This is a genomic window from Sphingopyxis sp. Q841, from assembly GCF_052384365.1.
In the GTDB taxonomy this organism is placed as follows: Bacteria; Pseudomonadota; Alphaproteobacteria; order Sphingomonadales; family Sphingomonadaceae; genus Sphingopyxis; species Sphingopyxis terrae_A.
Window position 1 is genome coordinate 1522466 of sequence record NZ_JBQSUM010000001.1, and the last position, 22852, is coordinate 1545317.

Here is a 22852-nt window from a genome sequence, read left to right on the forward strand (position 1 = left end):
TTGCCCATAAATGGGAATAGCCGCCCCGCGGGATTGGTGGTCTGAAATGAGCTTCCAGCAACGAAGGACATTTCATGACCGATCAATCCCCGCGGGCGCCAGCTGCGCCCGGCGACGCGGCGCTGCGCGCCATGTTCGCCGCCCGCAAACACGTGTTCATCGACCGGTTAAAATGGGATCTTCCTGCCCTTGACGACCGCTTCGAGCTCGACCAGTTCGATAATCCGCAGGCCCGATATCTTATCCTTCTCGATCCCGACGATCTGCGTCACCGTGCATCGGCGCGATTGCTGCCCACGACATCGCCGCATCTTCTCGGCAACATCTACCCGCACCTCTGCCCGGACGGCGCGCCCTCTGACGAGAGCATCTGGGAGGTCAGCCGCTTCTGCCTCGACCCGGCGCAAACGGCGGCAGAGCGTCTCGACGCGCGCAATCAGCTCGTCAGCACCCTTGCGGACCATGCCCTTCACAGCGGCATCCGCGAATATGTCGGGATCGCCGACACGCGCTGGTTCGCGAAGATCAGCAGCTTCGGCTGGTCGTGCCGCGCGTTCGGCCCCGCGCGGCCCGACGGGGCATGCCCGATCCTCGCGTTCGGCATAAGGATCGATGAGGACACGCTTCCCGGGCTGCAGCGGACGGGAACATGGGCGCCGCTCGGGCTCAGACTCGAAAGCGGGGAGCTCGCACCATGAGAAGGGCTATCAACCACGCCGCCTGTGGGCGCCTCGTCAGCGAGCTCCGCCGCGACGGATATTGCATCCTGCATGGGGTCGCACCCGCGCCTGTGCACGCCCTCGCGAAGGATCTCGAGCCGGTCTTTGCCGAAACGCCCTTTTGCCAGGGCGACTTCTACGGACGGCGAACGAAGCGGTTCGGCAGCCTGTTGCGGCGCTCGCGGTACATGGCCGATCTGGTGCTCGATCCTCTCGTTCTGCCCGCCGTCGAGGCGATCCTTGGAACGGGATGCGAACGCATCCAGCTCAACCTCACGCAGGCGATCGAGATCCACCCCGGTGAAGTGCGGCAGTTTCCGCATCGCGATCAGGACATGTGGCGCGGGGCAGACGGCAGCCAGGAATATCTGGTCAATGTCCTCTGGCCCCTGACGCCCTTCACCAGGGACAATGGCGCGACCGAAATCTATCCGGGAAGCCATGGCGTCAGCGGTATGGCCAAAGAGGATCCCGGCCCTCCCATATATGCCGAATGCGAACCCGGGTCGGCGATCTGCTTTCTGGGATCGACCGCGCATGGCGCTGGCGCGAACATCAGCGAGAATGTCCGGCGCGGCTTGCTCGTGAGCTACAGTTTAGGATGGCTGAAGCCCTATGAAAATCTGTGGCTGGCTTACCCACCTCACGTCGCAAGAGATTTTCCGCCCGGGCTCGCGGCGCTAGCGGGCTATGCGCAGCACCGCCCCAACCTTGGCAATTATGAGGGGCAGTGCCCTTCCATCCTCCTGCAAGACGATCCGCCTGGTCCAGTCGGCGCCGTCGATGCGCTTCGTCCCGACCAGGCCGATGCCGTCGCCGATTTTGCCGCCGGCCAAAGGAACGCCCAATGAGCCCCGCGCATGTGTTCGAGCCGACCTATGAAGCGGTCAAACGGCGCCTGATGACGGGCGCATGGCCGGCCGGCGCGAGGATCGAAGCCGCGCGCGTCGCCGATGAACTTGGCGTCAGTCTGACTCCGGTGCGCGACAGCCTCTTCCGGTTGGATGGCGAACGCATGGTCGACTTCCGACCGGGTGAGGGTTTTCATGTGCATCGCCTCACCGAGACCGAGTTTCGCGATCTTCTCGAACTGCATCTGGTGCTCCTGCTCGCCGCGATTGCGACGGCACCGAATGCGGCCGCAGCGCCGGTGTCTGCCGACCAGCCCTATCCCGACCGGATCGCCGATCTGTTCCTCGCTATCGCCGAACGAACTTCGAACGGCGAGATCGTCGCGAGCATAGCGGCGATCGGCGACCGGCTGCAGTTCTCGCGGCACTTCGATGCGGCAATCCTCGGCGACGTAGAGAGCGAGTACCGCCGGATCGAGACCGCAGTCGCCGATGCCGAACCGCAGGCCGCGGTCCGAAATTTGCTGCTTGGCTATCATGAGAGACGGGCGCACGAGGCGGCGCGCTATGCACGGATGCTTGGCGCTCACCAGGGCGGCCAGGCTTGATGCGCGAGACCGCATCCGACACTTTTGCTTGTCAGCGCCCCTCGCACTTGACATGATTCAGGGGCGCGGAAGCATTGCTGGCAGCTCCTGCGCGGAATCTTTCGCCAGGCATTAAATGCGCCAGTCCCTGACCGGACCGGCGGCCGAACCGGACCTGGATCGCACACGCGACCGAACGGCGGCGCAGCATGGAGAGACGGGCATCCGGCCGCGGCGGGATGGCGCCGCTCGTGCCTGCGGGATTTTGTGCCGTGCCCTCCTGTACCTGCGGCGACCGCGCCCCGTCGCGTCATCCCTTTTCGGTGTCGTCAGCGTGCCACGTGCATCCCGACGATCGTCCGGTGCCGACCGAACAGCGATGCGTATCCGGGCAAGATCTGGAGACGGCGTACCGCACTCACCGCGCGTCGCTCTTTTATTTCCTGCGCCGCAAGGCGGGAGCAGAGGAAGCGCCCGATCTTGTACAGGAAGTTTTTGCGCGCGCCGCAGGAAGCGCGCAGCGCGACCGGCTCGCCAACCCCGGCGGTTTTCTGCGCCGCATTGCCCAGAACCTCTTGATCGACCGGGCGCGCCGCCGCAAGTCTGCGCCCACGGCCCTCTTTTCGCTGCGCGAAGAAAGCGATGCGGCAACTCCGGCGACCCAGGAATGGAATCTCGAAGCCGCTGATCTGCTGCGACTTTACGAGCAGGCGGTTGACGCCATGCCGCCGAAGACACGCCGTGTCTTTCTCATGCACCGGGTGGACGAGTTCTCCTATCGCGAGATACATGAGCAGCTCGGCATCAGCATCGCGACGGTGGAATATCATATGATGAAAGCACTCGGCCTGATCGCAAAGGTGGTGGACGGCGAACAATGAGCGGAGCCGGCGGCGATGATTACACGGTCGATGAGGTCGCACGGGCCTGGCTCGTTAAACTGCGCGGCGGTGATGGAAATGCACTCCGCGACGAGTTCGATGCGTGGCTGCAGGCATCGGCCGAGCATCGTGAAGCCTATCGGCGCGCCGAGAAGCGCATGGCCGCGCTCGCGATCCTCAAGACGTCACCGCGCCACGGAACGGCGCATGCCGAGGCGCGGCGCGGCCGGGTTCGCGGCTGGTTCGCATGGGGCGCTGCCGCCACCGCGCTCGCGCTCCTGATCATCGCGATCGGAGCCGCAGGCGCCCCGCTTCCCGGCCAGCCTGGCGGCGCAGCGAGGGCGTTCGCCGCCGAACCCATCGAGACGCAGCGCGGCGAGATCCGGACCTTTCAGCTCGCCGACGGCTCGAGCGCGACGCTCGACACCGACAGCCGGCTCGACGTCGCCTTCGCGAAGGACGCACGCAGCGTTCGTCTGGTCAGGGGACGGGTGCGGCTTTCGGTCGTGCGGGGCGATGTCCCGCTGAAGATCGAGGCAGGGCGCGGCGGGGCGATAGCCAATGATGCCGAGATCGATCTCAGTCTCGACGCGGAGGGGACCGTCGTCGCATCGCTGCGCCGCGGCGCGGCCGAGGTGCGCGCGGATGGGGATAGCGGAGAGGCGAAGCGAGTCGAGGCGGGAAGCGCGCTTGCCTATGGGCCGGGCAAGCGGCTCGCGCCTGTCGCGGCGCCGGCGACGGTCATTCCGGCCGGCTGGCCCGCGGGCTGGGCGGACTATCGGTCGATCAGGCTCGGCGCGCTCGTCGCCGAGGCCAATCGCTATGCGGCGGTCCCAATCGTCATCGACGATAGCGCGATAGCCGCACGCGAGGTGTCGGGCCGCTTCCTCATCAGTGAGACCGAGGCGTTTGCCGAACGGATCGCAATGCTGCTCGACCTAGCGGTCGACAGCCAGGCGGACGCCATCCACCTCAGCCGCCGATAATTTTTTCATCGGGCGGCTAAGGTCGCTCGGCTTCTTCCGTCAGCGCACCCCACTGGCCGCCTGCCTGATGCACGGCCGAGCCTTTGGGGGAGTGAAAATGTCGATCAGAATCCGTTCGCTGGGCGTCCTGCTTGCCGGGACCGCCGCCTGCCTGTCGCCGCAAGCCGCGCAGGCGATGCAGGCGCCACGCCAGTCCTATGATCTACCGGCGCAGGACCTCGGCGATGCGCTGCGCCGCGTCGCTCTGCTCGCCGATATCGAGCTTTATGTGAGCGCGCCTAGCATCGCGGGGAAGACGGCGCCTGCCCTGCGCGGCGAACTGACGCTGCGCGAAGCGATCGAGGCGCTTCTCGCCGGCAGCGGCCTCACCGCCCGCTTCGAGGAGGGGTCGGTGATCATCCTGAGCTCCGCCGGAGCGCCGGCAGCCCCCACGAGCGAGCCCGCTGCGATTGTCGTCACCGGTTCGCGCATCGCCGGCGCGCCCGCCGCAGCGCCAGTGATCGACATCAGCGCCGAGGATATCCGCAATGCCGGGCATGCCGATCTCGGAGAGGTTGCGCGCAGCTTGCCTCAGAATTTCGGCGGTGGGCAGAATCCGGGGATCGGCAATACGCAGGGCGCGGCCAATGAGAATGTCAACGCCAATGGCGCATCGACCTTCAACCTGCGCGGGATCGGTCCCAATGCCACGCTGACGCTGATCAACGGCAAGCGCTTTGCCTATAGCAGCGTAAACTCGGTCATTGACGTCAGCGCCATTCCGATCGCCGCTGTAGATCGCGTCGAGATCATGGCGGATGGCGCATCCGCGATATATGGCGCCGACGCGGTGGCCGGGGTGGTCAATATTCTGCTCAAGCGAGACTATGATGGCGTGTCGACCAGCGTGCGGCTCGGGGCTTCGACCGACGGCGGCAATTTCCAGCAGCAATATAATCTTCTTGGCGGCTCGGCCTGGTCGGAGGGCGGCATCATCGCGGCTTATGATTATTCGCGCGGTACCGCGATCCGGGCGAAGGATCGCAGCTATGCCGGCGCGAATAATCCCGATTCCACGCTATATCCCGACTTGAGCAGGCACGCGCTTCTCTTGAGCGGGCACCAGTCGCTCGGAGGCGGTGTGACCTTGGCAGCCGACCTCATCTACAAGCGCGGAAGAATGAAATCGGCCACGGGCTTCACAGTGGCCCAGCCACTCCGCAACGCGGGGCTCGAAGCGCGCACCGAGTTTGAGACATTCGGTTTCGCCCCAACCCTGTCCGCTGACCTGTCGGGGAGTTGGAAACTCAATGTCGGAGCATTTTTCGGAACCGACACGACCGACGGCCTCAGTCAGAATTACAGCGGCGGTGCGCCGAGCAGCGCGACCGCACGACATTTCTTCAACCGGAACATCGCCGTTGAGGCCGGGCTCGAGGGTCGGCTATTCGACCTCCCCGCGGGCGCCGCGCGCCTTGCGCTGGGTGGAGGCTATCGGATCAATCGCTTCTCATCGAAGATCGGCACGCGCAGCTTTGCCCGCTCGCGCCGCAATCACTTCGCCTATGGCGAGTTGCTGCTTCCTCTGACGAGTCCCGACCAGCATATCGCGCTCGCCTACCGCGCTTCGATCACCGCGGCGCTGCGCTACGAGGATTATTCCGACTCCGGAGACATCGTCACTCCGAAGCTTGGTTTCGTCTATGATCCGATAAAGCAGCTCCGGCTCGGGGTGTCGTGGGGCAGATCCTTCAAACTCCCGACGCTCTATCAGCAATATTCGGGCTATTCGGCACTGCTCGTCCCGGTTGGCGGCTTCGGCCAAGGCTTTCCTGCCGGTTCAACCATTGCTTACGCGCTTGGCGCAAATGATCGGCTCGGGCCCGAGCGATCGGAAAACTGGACTTTCAGCGCAACCGTGCGGCCACTGTCGGGGCTCGCGCTAACCGCGAGCTATTTCCGGATCGACTACAAGGATCGGGTCGCGCCGCCGCTGGCTTCGGGTGCCGGGGTTCTCGACAACCCCATCTATGCCGATCTCGTGACTCGCAATCCGGCACCGGCACTGCTGGACACCATCTTCGATGGCGCCGATGGCGGGCTCCAGAACATAACGGGCGCGCCCTACGATCCCGCGCGCGTTGTGGCCTTCCTCGATGCGCGCGACCGCAATGTCGCACGGCAAAAATATCGTGGGGTCGATGTGGCCGTGCGATACGACGCCGCGCTGGGCAGCAACCGTCAGCTAAGTCTGAATGCCGGTGCTACTTGGCTCGATAGCAGCCAGCAGCTTCTCACTGGCCTGCCGGTAACCGACCTTGCCGGGACAATCTTCCATCCGGCGCATTTCCGGGCACGCGGCGGGCTGACGCTGAGCGGTAATAACTTTTCGCTCTCCGCCTTCCTCAACCACAGCGGCGCCGTCACCGACAACCGCCGTCCGGCTTTTATCCAGATAAAGGGATCGACGACGATCGATCTCACCGGCCGCATAAAGCTGGCCAAGGGGACGGAAATCGCGTTGAGCGCGCAGAATCTGTTCAACAGCAAGCCCGCGCCGATTTTCACGACGTCGCCGTTCGACACGCCGTTCGACACAACCAACGGGTCGGCTATTGGACGCTTTTTGAGCGTGACGGTCCGACATGACTGGTAAGGCGCGTGCGTCGGCGCTTGCCTTCGTGGCGATCCTCGGCACTGGCAGTCCGATCGAAGCCACGGAAGGCCGTCGATGGACGATCGAGAATATCGCGACCGTACCGACCGATTTCGATCTGAGATTGGCGAGCGATGGCAGGTCGCTCGCCTATCTCGAGCGGCGAGCGGATATCGAAACCGATAAAAGCGTCTCGATCCTGCATCTGTACGATCTCGACTCGCACAGGTCCCGCGAAATTTTGCGGGCGCCAAGCGCCGAACAGCTCAGACGTCTGCCGGATGGCCGAGGCTGGAGCCTCCTGATCGATCGCGGAGATGGGCTTCAACTCTATAAGCTGGACGCGCGCGGGACGCTCACGCTGCTGCTCAAGCGAGAGGCCGTCGTTACCGTCGGGCAGACGGAAGGCGGGCTCTTCGCCGTACGAAGCGGCGCACCGCGCCGGATCGGCATATTATATCACGACTGGTCTCCTGACGGACGATGGCTTTGGTATGCGACGCTCAGGCCGCGTCCCGAACCGCTCGCCATGTCGATCGACGCTGCGGTCGTCGCACAGCGCTACCGGCGGCGCGCGCCGGTAAAGGCAACAGTGGAATTGCGACTGAGATCGGCCGCGGGCGAAGAGTGGCTGGTGGCATCGCGGCCAGCTCAAGATCGTCTCGCTTTCTACTATGGTGCGAATGTGCAGTGGACGCGCGAGGGCCCCCGCTACCAATTGGAGCAAGGCGATGCGGAGCGTTCGGGTGGCACCGGGACCTTCATTTGGAGCTTTGCAACAGGATCAAGCCATCCCGCGGAGCAGGAACCGGGTTTCCCGTCGATCGGCCTGGTCAGCGGTCCGCATGGCGGCGTGCTCGCGAGCGAAGGCTTTGGCCGCGAGCTCGACCTCACGGAGACGCGCCCGGATGGCCGCAAAATCCATTATGGCCCACAACCCTATTATATTGGCGATCCGCGTGCGGCAGGCAATTGGCTGGCGAACGACGGGCGCAAGGCGGTGCTTGGCGTGCGGACGATACCGCACCCACGCTATGGGCTGGTTCTGCTCGGCAGCCGGAAGGTCAAGCCACTCCTCGTCGCAGGTAGCCTAACCGCTTGCGATTTCCGCCAGGACCTCGCGTGGGGTGTTTGCGTAGAAGAATCCCTCAATCAAGCCCCGCGGTTGGTGCATGTCGCTCCGGAATCCGGGGAGGTGCGGGCGCTCGCCTCGCTCTCGTCTGTTCATGAGTCAATAGCGCCGCTCCGCGTGACCGCGCATGAATGGACGAATCGGCTAGGCTATCGGTCGACGGGTTTCATAGTCTGGCCGCGCGATTATCAGCAAGGGAAGGCCTATCCAGCGATCCTCATCACGCATGGCAGCGACGCCGACGAGCGCTTCGCCAGCCCGGACTTGCAATGGAATTATCCCGCCCAATTGTTCGCCGAGCGCGGTTTTCTTGTCATCCTTCAGAATGATCCTTCGGCGCGGCAGCAGGCAGAGCTCTGGAATGCCTATATGGAATGGTCCGGCGGCCCGAGTGTACTCGGGCCGTCGCGGCTCCGCGAACTGATCTGGCTCAACGGGGTCTATAGTTTCGAGGACATGATCCACGAATTGGTCGGCAAAGGCATTATCGATCGCGAACGGATTGGGATCGCGGGTTACAGCCGCGGATCGCAGATGGTGAATGTCGCTGTGACCCAATCGACCATATTTGGAGCGGCATCCAGCGGGGACGGCAATTATCTTGAGCCGGCATCCTATGCCGATCCGAAAGAGGGGTATCACGCCATTTTCGGCGGCCCGCCGTCGGGCCGCCATCTCGCTTCCTATCGTCAGCTGTCGCCGTCGCTTCGCGCAGAGAAGGTCTGCGCGCCCGTGTTGCAGCAAATGGCGTCTCCCTTTGCGGGAGCGATCGATTTCTATACCGCGCTTCGCGATGCGGAGGTGCCGGCCCAGATCAGCCTCTATCCCGGCGAGGATATTGCCACCGACGAAACGCATTTGTTTCACATCCCATCGAACCGGCTGCGCGCGATGCGCGAGAATATGGCCTGGTTCGATTTCTGGCTTCGCGGCCGACGCGATCCGAACATGGCCCCCATTAGCACATATGACCGCTGGTCAACGATGGCAGCGCAATTGCGGGATTGCTCGCGACCGCCCAGCGCCCTGCAGCGTGAGCCGTCATGACCGGGCGGCATCGCTCCACCAACGGGCCCAGCTTTCTGCCGCGCAAAGCTCGAGTACACGCTGCGCCTTTTCGAAGCCTTGCGCTGTCGGCCGGGATGCCGCTTCCAATATCGACAAGTCGAGCAGGCCTGCGCGCGCGAGCAGGCCGTTGCGAAGCAGGTCGCCAGCGCGTTCGGCGTTTGCCTGATAGATACGATGCATGAAGCCGCCCGGTCCGCCTTTCGAGGTGCGGCGCAGAAGTTCGGCTGGCACGACGGATCTGAAGGCAGCTCGCGCAACGGACCGATCCCTGCCTCCAGCCACCCACTGCCATGTCGGGATGGACAGGCATGTCTCGACGATGGGCTGCGAAAGCAGGGGCGGGACATGCTGCGGATGGGTACGGCGGGGATAGAGTTCAATGCTGCGCTGCGCGCGAGCCAGCAGTCTGACGTGCGCCGCCTTGCCGGGAAGGGTGCCTTCGGGCGCCTGCATCCAGGGGTGCGAAGGAGGGGAATGCTCCAATTCGGCAATCGCAGCAGCGGAGAGTCCCGAATAGTCACGATGAAGGGACGGGGGACGAGCGGCATCGCGATAGCGGTTCCAGGCATGTCGAAGGATGGTCGTGCCGCTCGCGCCCGTCAAATCGCTCAAGTCGCGCAGCGTGTCGAAGAGCCCATGGCGCGGCCCCTGCGCCATGAAGCGATCGACGAACGGCGCGGCACTGCGGATCGAACAGAAGATATTGTCTCCCCCATTACCCGAAAAAAATGCATCGATTTTCTGCTCGCGGCAGAGTCCGTCATGCACCGCCTCGATCGCCTGCATGTAGAAAGGGGCATGGGGCCATGGATGGTGCGGAGCCACGGCGCGGCCGATATCGACCGCACTGAGGTTGTAATGCGCTTCGAGCAATGGAATGCCGAGTGCCGTAGTGAGAATGGAAGCATAGCGACGCTCATCTCCAATAGCGTCGTCTTCGACCATCGTGAGGCAATGAAGTGCCACTGCGCGGTGAGCGGCGGCGCGGGCGACGATAGAGGAATCGAGACCTCCAGACACGCCGACGAGTATCGAGTCAAAGCAGGACGTCCAGCTTCCAATGCAGTCGAGCGCGACGGCGCGAAGCTCTTTGGCGGCTGCAGCATATGATCTGTGTCTGACCTGCGTCCAATCCCAAGGGGACCACCAGCTTTCCAGCTGATGGGAGCCTCCGGCGACTATCAGCCCTTCTCCGGGAAGCAGTAGCCGGACATCTTCGAGGCAGGTTTCCCTGCTCGGCGCGCCGGCGCTGGCCAGGAACCTCAGCATTGCAGGATAATCGACCCCGCCGCGTCTGCCGAGCTCCGCTGCATCGCTCGAAACGATCAAGCATCGATCATCTTCGCGGTAATAGACGGGCAGCAATCCTGAAGGATCGCGAAAAACGGCAATATGTCCATCAGGTCGCGCCAGGATTGCGACATAACCGCCCCAATAGTCGGTAGCGAGCGATCGGCCGCCAGATGCGAGGATTTTTTCGGCCGCCGCCTCGCACAGGTCGAGCACCCGGCTCGTGGCACCTCGCTCGAACAGATGACCGATCAGATATCCATCTCCGCCAACTTCCAGCGGATGTTCGTCGCACCAAAGCCGAGCGCCGTGGAGCAGGAGTGCCGACCGGTCCACCTCGGCCTTTTTGCCGCCGTTGCGATCCGAACGTCTGGGAACTTCAAGGCGAAAATAGGCTGCCATCAGGCGATCAAAATGGGGGTGTAGGGAAGCACGACATCAAGCGGATCTGTCAGCACCGCCGAGCCGAGCTGGACCCAGCAGTGCGCAGCAAATGGCAAGGTCACGCCGACCACCAACCGGGCGTCGCAGCCCTTTCCGGCCAGCACTCGGCGCATTGCAACGCCGCAGCCAAGACATTCGTCCACACCGGAAAAATAGCGCCTTGCGCGCTTAAACGCGGCCGCCGCGCTGCGCCCGGCCGAGCGTTGCTCCTCTGTCGGCAACGGCTCGATTTGGGGGAAGGTGCTCAAAATCTGTCCCAGCCGAAGCTTTCGAACATGCCGCCGCGCTAGGGCCAGGGCGTATATGGCGCGTATGGTATCGACTGCGGACGCCTTCTCCGCGCCTGGAGAATCCAAATAGCTTGACGTCGGTGCGATTGCTTCGGGGAATATTTGATCCACCGGCCGGGCCAGATTGTGCAATCCTCGAGCAGCAAGCCAATCTTCGTCTGCGGCCTCCTGTCCACGATGAATGATGAGAGAGAACCGATCCGCTGCGCTTGGTTCAAGTGTGAAATAGCGATCTGAAGCCAAATCCAGAAATATGAAACCATTGCCCGTTCGGCACCAGTACGTTGCGGCGGAGGCAGGCTTTCCCATGAGAAAGTATCCGAGCGAAAGTGGCGTGCAGTGCCGAGACCGCACGCCACGCATCGATCAATCGTCGGCGCTGATACCGCCAAGGATGAAGCGATCGCCAGGCTGCACGTCCGGCTGGCCCGCCGGCAGCGCGCCATGGGTTTCGTCCTGGGCGGCGCCGAGGTCAATGATGTCGTCATGCGTGTTCATGTCACATTCCTTTTCAGCATTGCGACCGAGATGAGTCGCATGAGAAAAGTATGTTTTGCGGAAAGCCGTTTCCAACTTATAATTCAATTATTATTGGCAACATGGATCCACGTAAAAAGCGACCGAGCTAGGGAAATACACGTCGGGGCGCATACCGCTACCTTTAGCTTTCGCCTGGACATGCGTAGCGGAACCCGGTCACACACTTCATTGATTTCGAAGTGCGGGTTTTTATTCAGGATTATATGGTCGATTGGCAACGACAACCGGAACCGGAATTGGATGTTTCAGCGTTCGCGGTCAACGGCGTGAGCTCCGGAGGCCGGGAACAGCCGCGCCGGCCTGGTCGAGCCCTGACATGCGCCGGATCGATCGCCAGCAACTGCGGGACAGCGTCTGAATTAATATCAAGACAAGGCGGCAGGGCAAGAATGGTCGCGGTCGCCCTGAGCCCCAACGGAGCGACGATTATGCTGCCGGCATGCTTGCGGCCTTGCTCGTGGAGATCGTGGACGAGAGCAGCCGCATGGTGATATCGACCGAGGTGAAGCCCCAAAGCCATGGCGTGTGCGATGTCTGGGGCATTGACGAGCCTTGGCCGGAAGGATGCGAGCCGAAATGATAATTGCGCTTGTTCTCGCGGCCGCGGTCGTTCCTGCGGGCCAATCCTTCGATTGCACGCCCACGGCCGTTTGGGATGGCGACGGGCCGATCTGGTGCGCCGAAGGGCCGCACATTCGCCTGTCGGGCATCGCGGCGCGCGAAATGGACGGCTCATGCCGTCCCGGCCACCCCTGCCCGGCCGCCGACCCCGTTGCCGCCCGCGATCATCTCGCCGAGATCGTTGGCACGCCGCAGGGCAAGTTGCGAACCGGCCATGTGAAAGTCAGCGGCCCGACGATGCACTGCCGCTTCGCGGGCGGCGCCGGGGGAAACCGGACAGCGGCCTTTTGCGTTTCGCCGAAGTCGGGGGATCTTTCGTGCGCAATGGTGCGGAACGGATATGCTGCCAAGTGGGACCGCTATTGGCAGGGGCATCGCTGCCCATGAAGGATCGCGCCACCGTCGCTATCGGCCTGGCGCTCGCGACCGCCGCAGTCGGGACCTTCGCCTACGCTGTCTGAAGGCGGCTCGTCGGCTGAATCGACTCTTTAACCCCTTCGTGGCAGTCTTCCGACATGGGCAAGAGGGGCAACAGCAACATAGGAACGATTGCGCTCGTGGCGCTGTTTGCGTTCGTTGCCGGCAAGCTGTCGAGTGAAGATCCGAAGCGCAGCGCATACGTGGCACCCCAGGCTCTTGTTGGCCAGGCGCCAGCCAATTACGATCCCAGCGCCTCTTATGCCGAGCCCGAGCCCTTTGCGCTCCAGCCGCAGCGCTTTGTCTCGGACGAACCGCAACGGGCCTTCGGAAGTCGGCCCTTTCGCAATTGCCGGGAAGCACGCGCGGTTGGCGCTGCTCCTGTTCGCATCGGCGATCCCGGCTATGCGCCGCGGCTCGATCGCGATGGCGACGGCATCGGTTGCGAGTGATATCGCCCGAGTATGAACTGTAGGCCTGTGCGCTCCACGCCGAGAAGGAGCACGTGGGCGCGCAGGCCACAGTTCATCGCCGAGCGGGTGCATGTCTCGGCCATGACGCGCGACATCTTGGACGTCGAGCGTTGGCGGGCGATCGCCGATAGCTTCAATCAACTTCAAGCGGCCAATGCGTGACTGCCTCACGGAGCGTTCCATCTCGCCACCGCCGAATACTGTTTCAAATTTGCCCGCGCCGCCTAGGCGCGACTTCTGAACTCCAACTCCGGGAAACCCTCGGCCGCCGACTGATCGAGCGCGTCATAATATAGGTTGGCGCCGCCGAAATAGATCAGCACGCGTGCACCCTTGTCGTCGCGATTGGCGCCCATCATCCATGAATTGACCTTGTCGCCTTCGGCCATCAGTGTCTGGCCATGGATATTCGCGGTCGCCGCGGTCCATTCGCGTTCCGCAGCTTCGCGTGGTTCGAAGATATCGAACCCTTCATTTTCCATCTTGGCGATGCAGCGCGAGATCCAGATGGCATTCTGCTCGATTGAGGTCGGCAGGTTGGCGAATGGCGCCTGCGGACCAGTGACGACGAACATGTTGGGGAAGCCGGCGACGCATACCCCCATGATCGACGAGGATTCGACCTGCCATTTTTCCCGCAGCGTCTGCCCTCCTTCGCCGCGGATGGGAAACGCTTCGAGCGCGCCGGTATAGGCCTTGAAGCCGGTCGCCAGCACGATGATGTCGAATTCATAATCGGCAAGCGTAGTGCGCACCCCCGTCTCGGTAATCTCGACCAGAGGCTCGCGCTTCTTGATATCGACCAGATGGACATTATCGCGGTTGAAGGCTTCGAAATAGCCATGGTCGAGCGGCGGGCGCTTGGCGAACAATGGATAATCGTCAAAGCTTGGCGTCAGCAGGTCGGCGATCGCGGGATCCTTGACCCGCTCGCGCATCTTGGCAGCGATGAAATCGCCTGCGATCCGGTTGGCTTCGGGGCTGGCAAGCAGATCGTCGAAGGTTTCGAACACCCAGCGGAAACTACCGGTCCAGTTTTCCTCGAAAATCCGCTGCCGTTCCTCTGGCGGAGTATCCAGGACGTTGCGCCCGACCGGACTGTCAAAGGCCATGCCGAAGACATGGTTGCGGCACTTGGCCACGATCGCCGGGTAATTATCCTTGATCTCCTTCTCCCACTCGGCAGTCATCTCTTTCTGCATCGCGGGCAGGACGTAGTTGGGCGTGCGTTGGAACACCGTCACGCTTGCTGCGGTTTCCGCAACGACCGGTAGCATCTGGACGGTGGTCGCGCCCGCACCGATGATGCCAACCTTTTTGCCCGCATAATCGAGCCCCTCTTGCGGCCAGCGCGAGGAATGAAAGATCGGTCCTTGAAAGCGATCCATCCCTGGGATTTTCGGAATCATCGGTTCCGAGATCATCCCCATACCGCTGATGAAATATTTGCACGTATAGACGTCACCGTCGCCCGTCGTGACCCGCCAGCACCCGTGCGAGGCCTCATATTCGGCTTCGACAATTTCGGTGTTCAACTGGATGTGCGGCCACATGTCACACCTGTCGGCGACGAAGCGCATGTAATTTTGCGTTTCCTCGCGGCCTGGATAGCGCTTGGACCACGACCATTCCTGCAACAATTCTGGCGAGAAGGTCAGGCAGTAATAATAGCTTTCGCTGTCGGTCGCAGCGCCCGGATAGCGGTTCCAGGCCCAGGTGCCGCCTATATCGGACGCACGGTCGAACACGCGGATATTCAGCCCGATCTCGCGGAGGTAATGGATCAGCGCCAGTCCGGCAAAGCCGGCACCGATGACGATCGCATCATAATCGAACGCCTCTCGGTCGTCGCGATTTCGGGTGGCCAGGCTTGTATCGGCGTTCGTCGTCGTCATCACTCTCTCCAATCATCCGACGGCGCCTTGTCCGACGCTCGTCATTTTGCCTCAGGGTTCCTGTCGCACCGCCACCCGATCGGGGTCGGCGACCCCGATCTCGGCCAGAATCTCGCTTCGCGCCGAATCACGCCGCCACATCGTCGGCACGACGACCTCGGTGTCGCCGAAACGCGGCGCCGGATGCGGCTGCAGCCGCCCGTCGGCCTCCAGATAGCTGCCCCGCGCCCGGTTGTGCGCGTGCGTCGGGGCTTCGGCCATGGTCAGCACTTCGGTGTAGCAGCAATCGCGCAACTGCAATTTGTCGGTCCAGGCAGCCCGGGGTGCCGAGGAAAAAATCTCTGCCAGCCGCGCCTTCATCGCCGGCCAGCGGCTCTGGTCGTGCTGCGCCGCGAACACGGGGTCGCCCGTAAGCCCCAGCGCGTCAATCAACCGCGCGTAAAATTGTGTCTCGATCGCGCCGACCGCGACAAACTTCCCGTCGGCGCAAGCATAGCAGGCATAGAAGGGGGCTCCGCCGTCGAGCAGGTTCCGGCCGCGCCCCTCGTCCCACATCCCGTTATGGGCGAGCGACCACATTCCCGCCATTAGCGCCGCCGACCCTTCGGCCATGCTGCAATCGATCACACGTCCCCTGCCGCTCTGCCGCGCCGCCAGCAGCGCCGCGACGAACCCGAAGGCGAGCATCATCCCCCCGCCGCCATAATCGCCGATCAGGTTCAGCGGCGGCGGCGGCGGCTCGCCCTCGCTGCCCAGCGCGCCGAGGCAGCCGTTGAGCGAGATGTAATTGAGGTCGTGTCCTGCCATGTCGGACAACGGGCCTTCCTGCCCCCACCCGGTCATCCGGCCATAGACGAGCGCCGGATTGCGCTGCATCAATATATCGGGACCAAGTCCCAGCCGCTCTGCCACGCCTGGCCGGAACCCCTCGATCAAGCCGTCGGCGGTTTCGGCCAGCCGGGAAACGATCTCGACCGCCTCGGGCTGCTTGAGGTCGAGGGTGATCGAGCGCCGCGAGCGCAGCAGCACGTCTCGACCCTGATCCTGGGCCAGCGGGTCGCTGCCGCCGGGGCGATCGATACGAATGACCTCGGCACCATGGTCGGCGAGCATCATGCCGCAAAAGGGGGCAGGACCGATGCCCGCCAATTCGATGACCCGCACGCCATCGAGTACCGGCCGCATCGAGGTCGTATCGAGGCGCTGGACAGGCGTCATAGGGGCCGCTTTCGGGCGATATGATAGCGCTGCCTGCATCGAGCCGCGCGCGTCGCACGCGCGAGCGAATGGCTTACCATGCTCTGCAACGGCACCAGATCGACAGCCCGGGCCAAGCCAACTCTCCCAATAAACCGGCGCCGCCATCGGCATCCGTCTCATTTATTTGCTAGCGTCTAGCAAATGAAATATCAAGCGTAAAACTGGTTGGTTATTATCTTGATTTTATTAATTTAAATGAGATTCGCCAAGCGAATCAATATGCGATGCCAAAGGCCTTGGCGGTGGAGCGGCGGAACGCTTCGAACTGTTTAGGCAGATCGACGCTGCCGGGTGCGACCAGCCACTGATAAATCGTCCCGAAGATGAAACTGCAAAAGCCGAAAGCATAGCATTCGGCATCGACCGACGGGTCGATCTCGCCGCTTGCGATACCTTCCTTCACCCAATGCGCCACGTCGCGGCGATAAATTTCGTGATACGCTGCAAGATGGTCGCGCACATCATTGTGCGAGCTGATCGATTCAAACCACAGGATGTACATCGCCTGCATGTAACCCGAATGGCTTGCCAGAAAGCCCTCGACCGCGCGCAAGGCCGCCAGACACGCCTGCGCGCCGCCGCGGGTGCCCACCTTGTTCGCCAGCTCCTGCGTCCAGCCGGTGTTGAAGTGCAACACCAGTTGCCCGAACAGTGCATCCTTCGAACCGAAACGGCTCGATGCCAGTCCGCGCGAATAGCCGGCGCGTTCGCCGACCGCCTTCAACGTCGTCGCGTGGGTTCCTTGTTCGATGATCAATTGCATCGCGGCATCGAACATGCGCGCATCGGACAGCGCAGTGCGCTCCGCCTGGGTGCGGCGACTGGCGCGCGGCTTGGCGCGTCCCTTGACGGGCTCGACGCGATGGCTTTCGGTCACTTCGCGCAGCGACGCCTTGCCTTTCATCGAAGACGGTGCGTTCATGAAAATTCGTCAACCCTTTCAAAACCCGTCCGGCCGTTTGCGACCGCGGCACGCAGGGCCTGCTTGTCAATCTTGCCGACGCTGGTCAATGGTAGCCTGTCGGCATGCGCCCAATATTCGGGAATCCAGAAGCGCGCGACCCGGCCCTGCAACGCCGATCGCAGACCCGCAAAATCGGGACGGGTGCCGTCGATAGTGGTGACGATTGCCAGCGGCCGCTCCTCCCAGCGTGGGTCGGCAATGCCGATCACCGCGGCCAGATCGACCCCGGGCAGGCTCGCGACATGGTTCTCGAGCTCGGCCGACGGAATCCATTCGCCACCCGATTTGATCAAATCCTTCAGCCGGTCGGTGACCTGGACATAACCACGTTCGTCGATCGTCCCGGCATCGCCGGTGTCGAGCCAGCCGTCGCCGGTCAGGACGCCTGCACCGGCGCCGCGGTGATAACCGCGCGCGATCCACGCCCCGCGCAACTGCAGTCGACCGACGCTCCGGCCGTCCTCGGAAACCGGTTGGCCTGCGTCGTCGACCAGCCGCACCCGGACCCCCGCCACCGGACGCCCACTTTTGGCGCGCAGGCGGCGTGCCTCGTCGGGCGGAGCATCGGCGGGCGGATGCGACAGCACACACAGCGGGCTGGTTTCGGTCATGCCCCAACCCTGGATCAACGGGATAGCCCAGCGGCGCTCGACATCGCGGATCAGCCCCTCCGACACCGCCGATCCGCCAGCCACGATAACCCGAAAGCTGGTCATATCGACCGGATCGCTCGCATCGGCGAGCAGCAGGTCGTTGAGGATCGTGGGAACGGTCGCGGTAAAGGTCGGCGCGGTCGCGCGGATCATCGCGCGGATCGCCTCGGGCTGCAAATGGGGGCCCGGCAGCACGAAGTCAGCCCCGGCGAGCCAGCCAGAAAAGGGCAGGCCCCACGCATTGGCGTGAAACATCGGCGGCAGCAGCAGAATCGTATCGCTCTCGCGAAGCGCAAAGGCATTGGCCGCCATCGACGCCATACTGTGCAGGAAAATGGTGCGATGCGAATAGACGACCCCCTTGGGATCGCCTGTCGTTCCTGATGTATAGCAGGTCGCCGCAGCGGCGGCTTCATCGGGAACCGGAAAATCGGCAAGCGGCGCGTGCTCGGCAACGAAGGCCTCATAAGGCGTCCAGGGTTTTTCCAACTCCGCGAGTCCAGTCGTATCGCCGGTGACGATGATACGCACTAGCTTGTCCGACGCGTTCATTTGCGGCAGCAGTCCCGCCAGCAGCGAACCGTCGGCGATCAGAAACGCGTCCTCGGCATCGGCGATGATATAACGCAGCTGATCGGGATGCAGGCGCAGGTTGAGCGTGTGCAGGACCGCCCCCATCGCGGGAACGGCCAGATAGGCCTCGAAATGCGCAAAATCATTCCAGCTGAGCGTCGCGACGCGGGTGTTCGGCCCGACGCCTGCGGCCTGCAACGCCGCCGCCAGCCGGCGCGCGCGTTCGGCGGTCTCGGCATAACTGCGCCATGTCACCTGTTCGCCATCGAACAGTCCGATGCGGCTGTTTGCGTGAATCCGCTCGCCATGCGCCATGATCGTCGCAGTGCCCAGCGGCTCGTGCATCATGGTCGCGTCCATCACGCCATCCCCTCAGCCGCGGCGATCCGCCGTGCGGCTTCCAGCAATGCAGGAACGTCCTTCTCCAATCCGCGCTCATAGGAGCCATCGACCTGACCCTGCCGAAACAGTCCATAAGCGCCTTCGACGATCGCGGCGAGCCGCCAAAGCGCGAATGCCTGGAAATATCCCAGATGGTCGATCGACAGCCCGGTCGCATTCGACCAGCGCTGCGCCAGCTGCGAACCCGTCACCACGCCGGAAAGGTTCGACACGCGCTGGACGAAGGCGAAGCCGAGCGGCAGACGTTCGTCGCGGTTCCACATCGCGGTGACCAGCCCGACATCGACCATTGGATCGGCGAGCGTCGCCATCTCCCAATCGAGAATCGCCCGCACTTCCGGTGCATCGGGGGCCAACAGAAGGTTGTCGAGGTGATAATCGCAATGAACGATGCGCACTGCTTCCGGCTCCGGAGCGTTCTCCGCTAGCCAGGCGCCGATCGCCTCGATCAGCGGAAGGTCGCGGACGGCATGGGCGGATCGCACCGCCCGCCACCGCTCGATTTGACGGACCACGAAGTTTCGCGCCTTTTCGATGTCGCCCAGACCGGCGGGCACCGGCGCGATCGCATGGACGCTCGCCAGCGCGTCGATGAGGGCGTGGCCGATCGTATCGCGCGTCGCGACGGTGTCGGGATAGGCGGGCGGCAGGGCGTCGGTGATCGCCGTGCCGCCGACAAACCGGGTCAGCGAAAAGGGCGCGCCGAGCACCGCCGGATCGTCGCAAAAGAGGATCGGTTCCGCAACTGGCGCCCTGCCGGCGATTGCCGAGGTAACTCGATACTCGCGCGCAATGCCTGCAGCCGCCAGGTCCGACACGGTATCCGCGGGCGGATGGCGAAGCACCATCGGTCCTTGCGCGGTTTCGACCAGACTGGTCACATTGGCATTGCCGCCCGTCAGCCGCCGAACGATCCGTGCTTCGGAAATTCCGGCTTCACGCTCCAACCAGCGGGAAAGCCGCTCGGCCGGATCGCTTACAACCTGCACAGAAGTCCGCCGTCGTTCGAGATGATTGATCCGGTCATGTAGGGCGACCCCGCGACCCACCAGACGACGTCGGCGAGTTCCTCGGCGGTGCCTTCGCGGCCGAGCGGGATGCTGGCGACCAGCTTGGCCTTGGCGCGCGCCGAAATGCCCGCGGTCATCTCGGTCGCGGTAAAACCCGGAATGACATAATTGACACGGATCCCACGCCGCGCGAGTTCGACCGCCAGCACTTGCGTCAGCCCGGCCAGTCCCGCCTTTGACGCGCCATAGGCGGCGTCGCCGGCAAAGCCGCGCAGGCCGACGACCGCGCCGATGTTCACTATCGATCCGCCTGCGCCCATATGCGGCAAGGCACCGCGCACGAAGTTGAGCGGCCCCGACAGGTTGGTATCGAGCACCGCCTGCCAATCGCCCTGCGCCAGCGAACCGATCAGTCCGCCGCGATGCAGGCCGGCGTTGTTGATCAGGACATCGATCCCGCCCCACCGCTTGGCAATTTCCGCACAGCAATCCGTGACCGATGCCGGATCGGTCACGTCGGCAGCCACCCCGATCGCGGCCTTGCCGATCGCTTTCGCCCGGACTTCGATATCGGCGCCGCGCGCTACCAGCGCTACGCGATCACCCTTGCCGGCCGCCAGCCGGGCAATCGCCAGGCCCAAGCCTCGCGATGCCCCGGTGACGACCCATCGGCGGGGCGCAGCTTTCGTCGGTGTCGTCATCGCCGGTTCGCTCAGAAGGTCTGGGTCACGGCGACACCCCATGTCCGGCGCGGGCGCGGCGCGGCATAGCTCCACACTCCCTGAACATCGTAACCGATCGTCCAACCCTTTTCGTCGGCCAGATTCTTCCCAAATAGGCTGATGGTTGTCCGGTCGAACCGTAAGTTGATCGAAGCATCGACCAAATATTGACCGCTATTACGCAGGTTCGGGTTGTTGAGGAATGTAATCTCGTGCGGGCCGATATAGTGGACGTCGCCCGAGATCCACGCCGACGCGTTGCTGCCGATATCGGCCTCATAGGTGCCTCCAACGCTCCAAGTCCATTTCGGCGCGCGGCGAATCTTGAGGAAGCTCGCGTCGATCGGGGTCCCGGTGCTGTAGATGTCGCCCATGAAATCCTTATATTTTGCATCGAGATAGCCAATGTTTCCGTTGAGCGTAAAGCCGTCGACGGGGCGCGCGGTCAGATCGAGCTCGAAACCCTTGAGCTCGGCTGACGCAGCGTTGATCGTTCGGTTTTCGCGTCCGGTCGAGGTTCCCGGCGCCGGGACGTCGAGGTCCTGCTGCATGTCATTATATTTCATCAGGAAGGCGGCGCCGTTCAGGCGCACGCGCCCGTTCGCGAACTCGGTTTTGAAGCCGGCCTCGTAATTGTCGAGGGTTTCGGGGTCATAAGGAATTGTAGCAGCGCCGATCGTCGACGGGCGCCCGTTGAACCCACCACCTCGATAGCCGCGCGACCACAGGGCATATATCATCGCCTGATCGGTAATTTCGTAGCGAAGCGAAACGCGCGGCGTAAATTTCGACCAGCTCGCGCGAACCGGATCGGCCATGACGATCGCGCCTGGCGCCGTTCCGACCGGATTTTCCTCGACCGTCGTGTCGTAAAAGAAGATCGGCAGATCGTTGACGATGCTCGACTTCTTGTCCTTGGTGTAGCGCGCGCCGACCGTCAGTGTCAGCCGATCGACAATTTCGTAGTCGGCTTCGCCATAGATCGCCCACGATTTGTTGGTCTGCCTGACGTCCTGCGCGCTGGTGAGGAGCGCAGGCCCGGCAAAACCGATATAGTTCTTGAGGTTGATCGTGTAGGCCGAATCCCAAAGATAGGCACCGAGAACGAAGCTCAGCGGACCCGATCCGCCCTTCGTCAGGCGCAGCTCGTTGGTCGTCTGCCGCCAGCGCGCCGGCCGATCGGTGTGATAGAGCGTCTGCGGCCCGGCATCGAAATCCTGGTTGATCGCTTCATTGGTTTTCAGCCAGCCGAAAATATAGTCGACCTGCATGTCGGAGCCGAGATCGTAGCTGGCCTTGGCGATGGCCATATCGAGTTTGAATGTCGCGTTCTTTTCAAGCCGGCCATCCGAAACGCTGGTATAGCGGTCACCCGATGTCGGCACCCCCGGGGCAGGCGAACATTGGCTGTAGGCAACGCAGAACAGATCGGTCGGCCGGTTGACCGCCAGAAGTTGGGGCGGATCCTGCCTCGTCTTCTGGTGATCGTAGCTGAGCTGAATGCCGAGCTTGTCGGTAGGTTCGAACAGCAGGGCGCCTGAGACGGCGTAGAATTCCGATCGCTGACCGTTCTGGTTCTGAAAGCTGTTGAAGATATAGCCGTCGGATTTTTCATATGCGCCGCTGACCTTCACCGCAACATTGTCCGACAGTCCGGTGCTGGCGACCCCTTCCACCTTCCAACTGTCAAAGCGGCCATATGTGATCCGGGCCTTGCCGGTCAGGTCGTAGGTCGGGCGCGAGCGCGCGAGATTGATGACCCCACCGGTCGCATTGCGTCCGAACAGCGTCCCCTGCGGCCCGCGCAGAACTTCGACACGGTCGATATCGATCGCTTTCAGCAGGCTGCCCGAGCTTTGGCCGATATAGACATCGTCGAACACCACGCCGACCGCGGGATCGACCGATTTCTCGACGTCGGCAACCCCGATGCCGCGAATATAGACTGCAGCTACGCCGCCTGGTCCCTGCTGGGTATCGTCGATCACGATGTTAGGCGACGAGTCGGCAAAATCGCGGACATCAGAATCGAACCGCCGATCAAGCTCGCTCGCCGACAGCGCGCTGATCGATGCCGGCACGTCCTGCATGCTTTCTTCGCGCTTGCGCGCAGTGACGACGATTTCTTCGAGGCCGCCGGACGAAGCGGCCGGCGGTTCGCCACCAGCCTCCTGCGCGCTCGCGGCCGATGCCGGACAGACTATCATTGCGGCGGTGGCGAGCAGGCGCACGGATTTGACGCGATCGATCATGGTCATTTCTCTCCCATCGGCGGGCGTGTGATTTTTCTCGCGGATGCGCTGTGCAAAGCTCGCGAGTCACGCTCCGATTTCAGAATGACCCACTTGGTTGTTTTCGACAAGCAAATTTTGATAGCGCCGCAATTTAGGCAGAAGATGATGAGGCCATATATTTGTTTAATATAATTTTTTTGCCTAT

19 protein-coding genes are annotated in these 22852 nt (G+C 63.0%); 9 read left to right on the forward strand and 10 right to left on the reverse strand.

Annotation, left to right across the window (positions count from 1 at the left end; translation table 11 throughout):
- The first annotated feature begins 74 nt into the window (after positions 1 to 74).
- The 7 genes from ACT17R_RS07505 (at position 75) to ACT17R_RS07535 (ending at position 8838) form a co-directional block, all read left to right on the forward strand.
- On the forward strand, positions 75 to 698 hold the full coding sequence (locus ACT17R_RS07505; protein WP_217372858.1) for an acyl-homoserine-lactone synthase: 624 nt from the start codon (positions 75 to 77) through the stop codon (positions 696 to 698).
- Positions 695 to 1570, forward strand: coding sequence for a phytanoyl-CoA dioxygenase family protein (locus ACT17R_RS07510; protein ID WP_444809219.1), 876 nt, complete (start codon positions 695 to 697; stop codon positions 1568 to 1570). Before ACT17R_RS07505 ends, ACT17R_RS07510 begins: the two co-directional genes overlap by 4 nt.
- Positions 1567 to 2178, forward strand: a complete 612-nt coding sequence (locus ACT17R_RS07515; protein ID WP_444809220.1) for a GntR family transcriptional regulator — start codon at positions 1567 to 1569, stop codon at positions 2176 to 2178. Before ACT17R_RS07510 ends, ACT17R_RS07515 begins: the two co-directional genes overlap by 4 nt.
- 218 nt (positions 2179 to 2396) lie before the next feature.
- Positions 2397 to 3038 (forward strand): RNA polymerase sigma factor, encoded by a 642-nt coding sequence (locus ACT17R_RS07520; protein WP_254535735.1) that lies wholly within the window; start codon positions 2397 to 2399, stop codon positions 3036 to 3038.
- Positions 3035 to 4024 (forward strand): FecR family protein, encoded by a 990-nt coding sequence (locus ACT17R_RS07525; RefSeq protein WP_217372861.1) that lies wholly within the window; start codon positions 3035 to 3037, stop codon positions 4022 to 4024. Before ACT17R_RS07520 ends, ACT17R_RS07525 begins: the two co-directional genes overlap by 4 nt.
- A 97-nt stretch (positions 4025 to 4121) precedes the next feature.
- Positions 4122 to 6659 (forward strand): TonB-dependent receptor domain-containing protein, encoded by a 2538-nt coding sequence (locus ACT17R_RS07530; protein WP_444809221.1) that lies wholly within the window; start codon positions 4122 to 4124, stop codon positions 6657 to 6659.
- Between the two features lie 25 nt (positions 6660 to 6684).
- On the forward strand, positions 6685 to 8838 hold the full coding sequence (locus ACT17R_RS07535; protein ID WP_444809222.1) for a prolyl oligopeptidase family serine peptidase: 2154 nt from the start codon (positions 6685 to 6687) through the stop codon (positions 8836 to 8838).
- On the opposite strand, the gene ACT17R_RS07540 is transcribed toward ACT17R_RS07535, so the two are convergent.
- Genes ACT17R_RS07540 through ACT17R_RS07550 form a run of 3 tightly spaced genes read right to left on the reverse strand, consistent with a single transcriptional unit; the run spans position 8833 to position 11381 of the window.
- Entirely contained in the window at positions 8833 to 10551 is a 1719-nt protein-coding gene (locus tag ACT17R_RS07540) for an asparagine synthase-related protein (RefSeq protein ID WP_444809223.1), read from the reverse strand. The genes ACT17R_RS07535 and ACT17R_RS07540 overlap by 6 nt on opposite strands.
- On the reverse strand, positions 10551 to 11192 hold the full coding sequence (locus ACT17R_RS07545; RefSeq protein WP_202988441.1) for a lasso peptide biosynthesis B2 protein: 642 nt from the start codon (positions 11190 to 11192) through the stop codon (positions 10551 to 10553). Before ACT17R_RS07545 ends, ACT17R_RS07540 begins: the two co-directional genes overlap by 1 nt.
- A gap of 57 nt (positions 11193 to 11249) precedes the next feature.
- Entirely contained in the window at positions 11250 to 11381 is a 132-nt protein-coding gene (locus tag ACT17R_RS07550; RefSeq protein WP_267960734.1) for a hypothetical protein, read from the reverse strand.
- A 618-nt stretch (positions 11382 to 11999) separates the two neighbouring features.
- Here ACT17R_RS07550 and ACT17R_RS07555 point away from each other — a divergent pair.
- Positions 12000 to 12431 carry a thermonuclease family protein gene (locus ACT17R_RS07555; RefSeq protein ID WP_444809224.1) on the forward strand — a complete coding sequence of 144 codons (432 nt, stop codon included), beginning with the start codon at positions 12000 to 12002 and terminating at the stop codon, positions 12429 to 12431.
- A gap of 128 nt (positions 12432 to 12559) precedes the next feature.
- On the forward strand, positions 12560 to 12913 hold the full coding sequence (locus tag ACT17R_RS07560) for an excalibur calcium-binding domain-containing protein (protein WP_444809225.1): 354 nt from the start codon (positions 12560 to 12562) through the stop codon (positions 12911 to 12913).
- Between the two features lie 245 nt (positions 12914 to 13158).
- On the opposite strand, the gene ACT17R_RS07565 is transcribed toward ACT17R_RS07560, so the two are convergent.
- The 7 genes from ACT17R_RS07565 to ACT17R_RS07595 all read right to left on the reverse strand — a co-directional run bounded on the left by ACT17R_RS07565 (position 13159) and on the right by ACT17R_RS07595 (position 22671).
- Positions 13159 to 14829 carry a flavin-containing monooxygenase gene (locus ACT17R_RS07565; protein ID WP_186401526.1) on the reverse strand — a complete coding sequence of 557 codons (1671 nt, stop codon included), beginning with the start codon at positions 14827 to 14829 and terminating at the stop codon, positions 13159 to 13161.
- 51 nt (positions 14830 to 14880) lie between these two features.
- Complete coding sequence (locus tag ACT17R_RS07570; RefSeq protein ID WP_444809226.1) at positions 14881 to 16047, reverse strand: CaiB/BaiF CoA transferase family protein; 1167 nt, start codon at positions 16045 to 16047, stop codon at positions 14881 to 14883.
- 256 nt (positions 16048 to 16303) lie between these two features.
- Positions 16304 to 17011: a TetR/AcrR family transcriptional regulator gene (locus ACT17R_RS07575; protein WP_186401525.1), complete on the reverse strand. Its 708-nt coding sequence runs from the start codon at positions 17009 to 17011 to the stop codon at positions 16304 to 16306.
- Entirely contained in the window at positions 17008 to 18639 is a 1632-nt protein-coding gene (locus ACT17R_RS07580; protein WP_234180499.1) for a long-chain-fatty-acid--CoA ligase, read from the reverse strand. Before ACT17R_RS07580 ends, ACT17R_RS07575 begins: the two co-directional genes overlap by 4 nt.
- Positions 18639 to 19670, reverse strand: a complete 1032-nt coding sequence (locus ACT17R_RS07585) for a phosphotransferase family protein (protein ID WP_186401524.1) — start codon at positions 19668 to 19670, stop codon at positions 18639 to 18641. Before ACT17R_RS07585 ends, ACT17R_RS07580 begins: the two co-directional genes overlap by 1 nt.
- The gene (locus tag ACT17R_RS07590) at positions 19658 to 20434 is read right to left on the reverse strand and encodes an SDR family NAD(P)-dependent oxidoreductase (RefSeq protein WP_444809227.1); all 777 of its coding nucleotides are present in this window, start codon (positions 20432 to 20434) and stop codon (positions 19658 to 19660) included. The genes ACT17R_RS07585 and ACT17R_RS07590 overlap by 13 nt, the downstream gene beginning before the upstream one ends.
- Positions 20404 to 22671 (reverse strand): TonB-dependent receptor, encoded by a 2268-nt coding sequence (locus tag ACT17R_RS07595; protein WP_444809228.1) that lies wholly within the window; start codon positions 22669 to 22671, stop codon positions 20404 to 20406. Before ACT17R_RS07595 ends, ACT17R_RS07590 begins: the two co-directional genes overlap by 31 nt.
- Between the last annotated feature and the right edge of the window lie 181 nt (positions 22672 to 22852).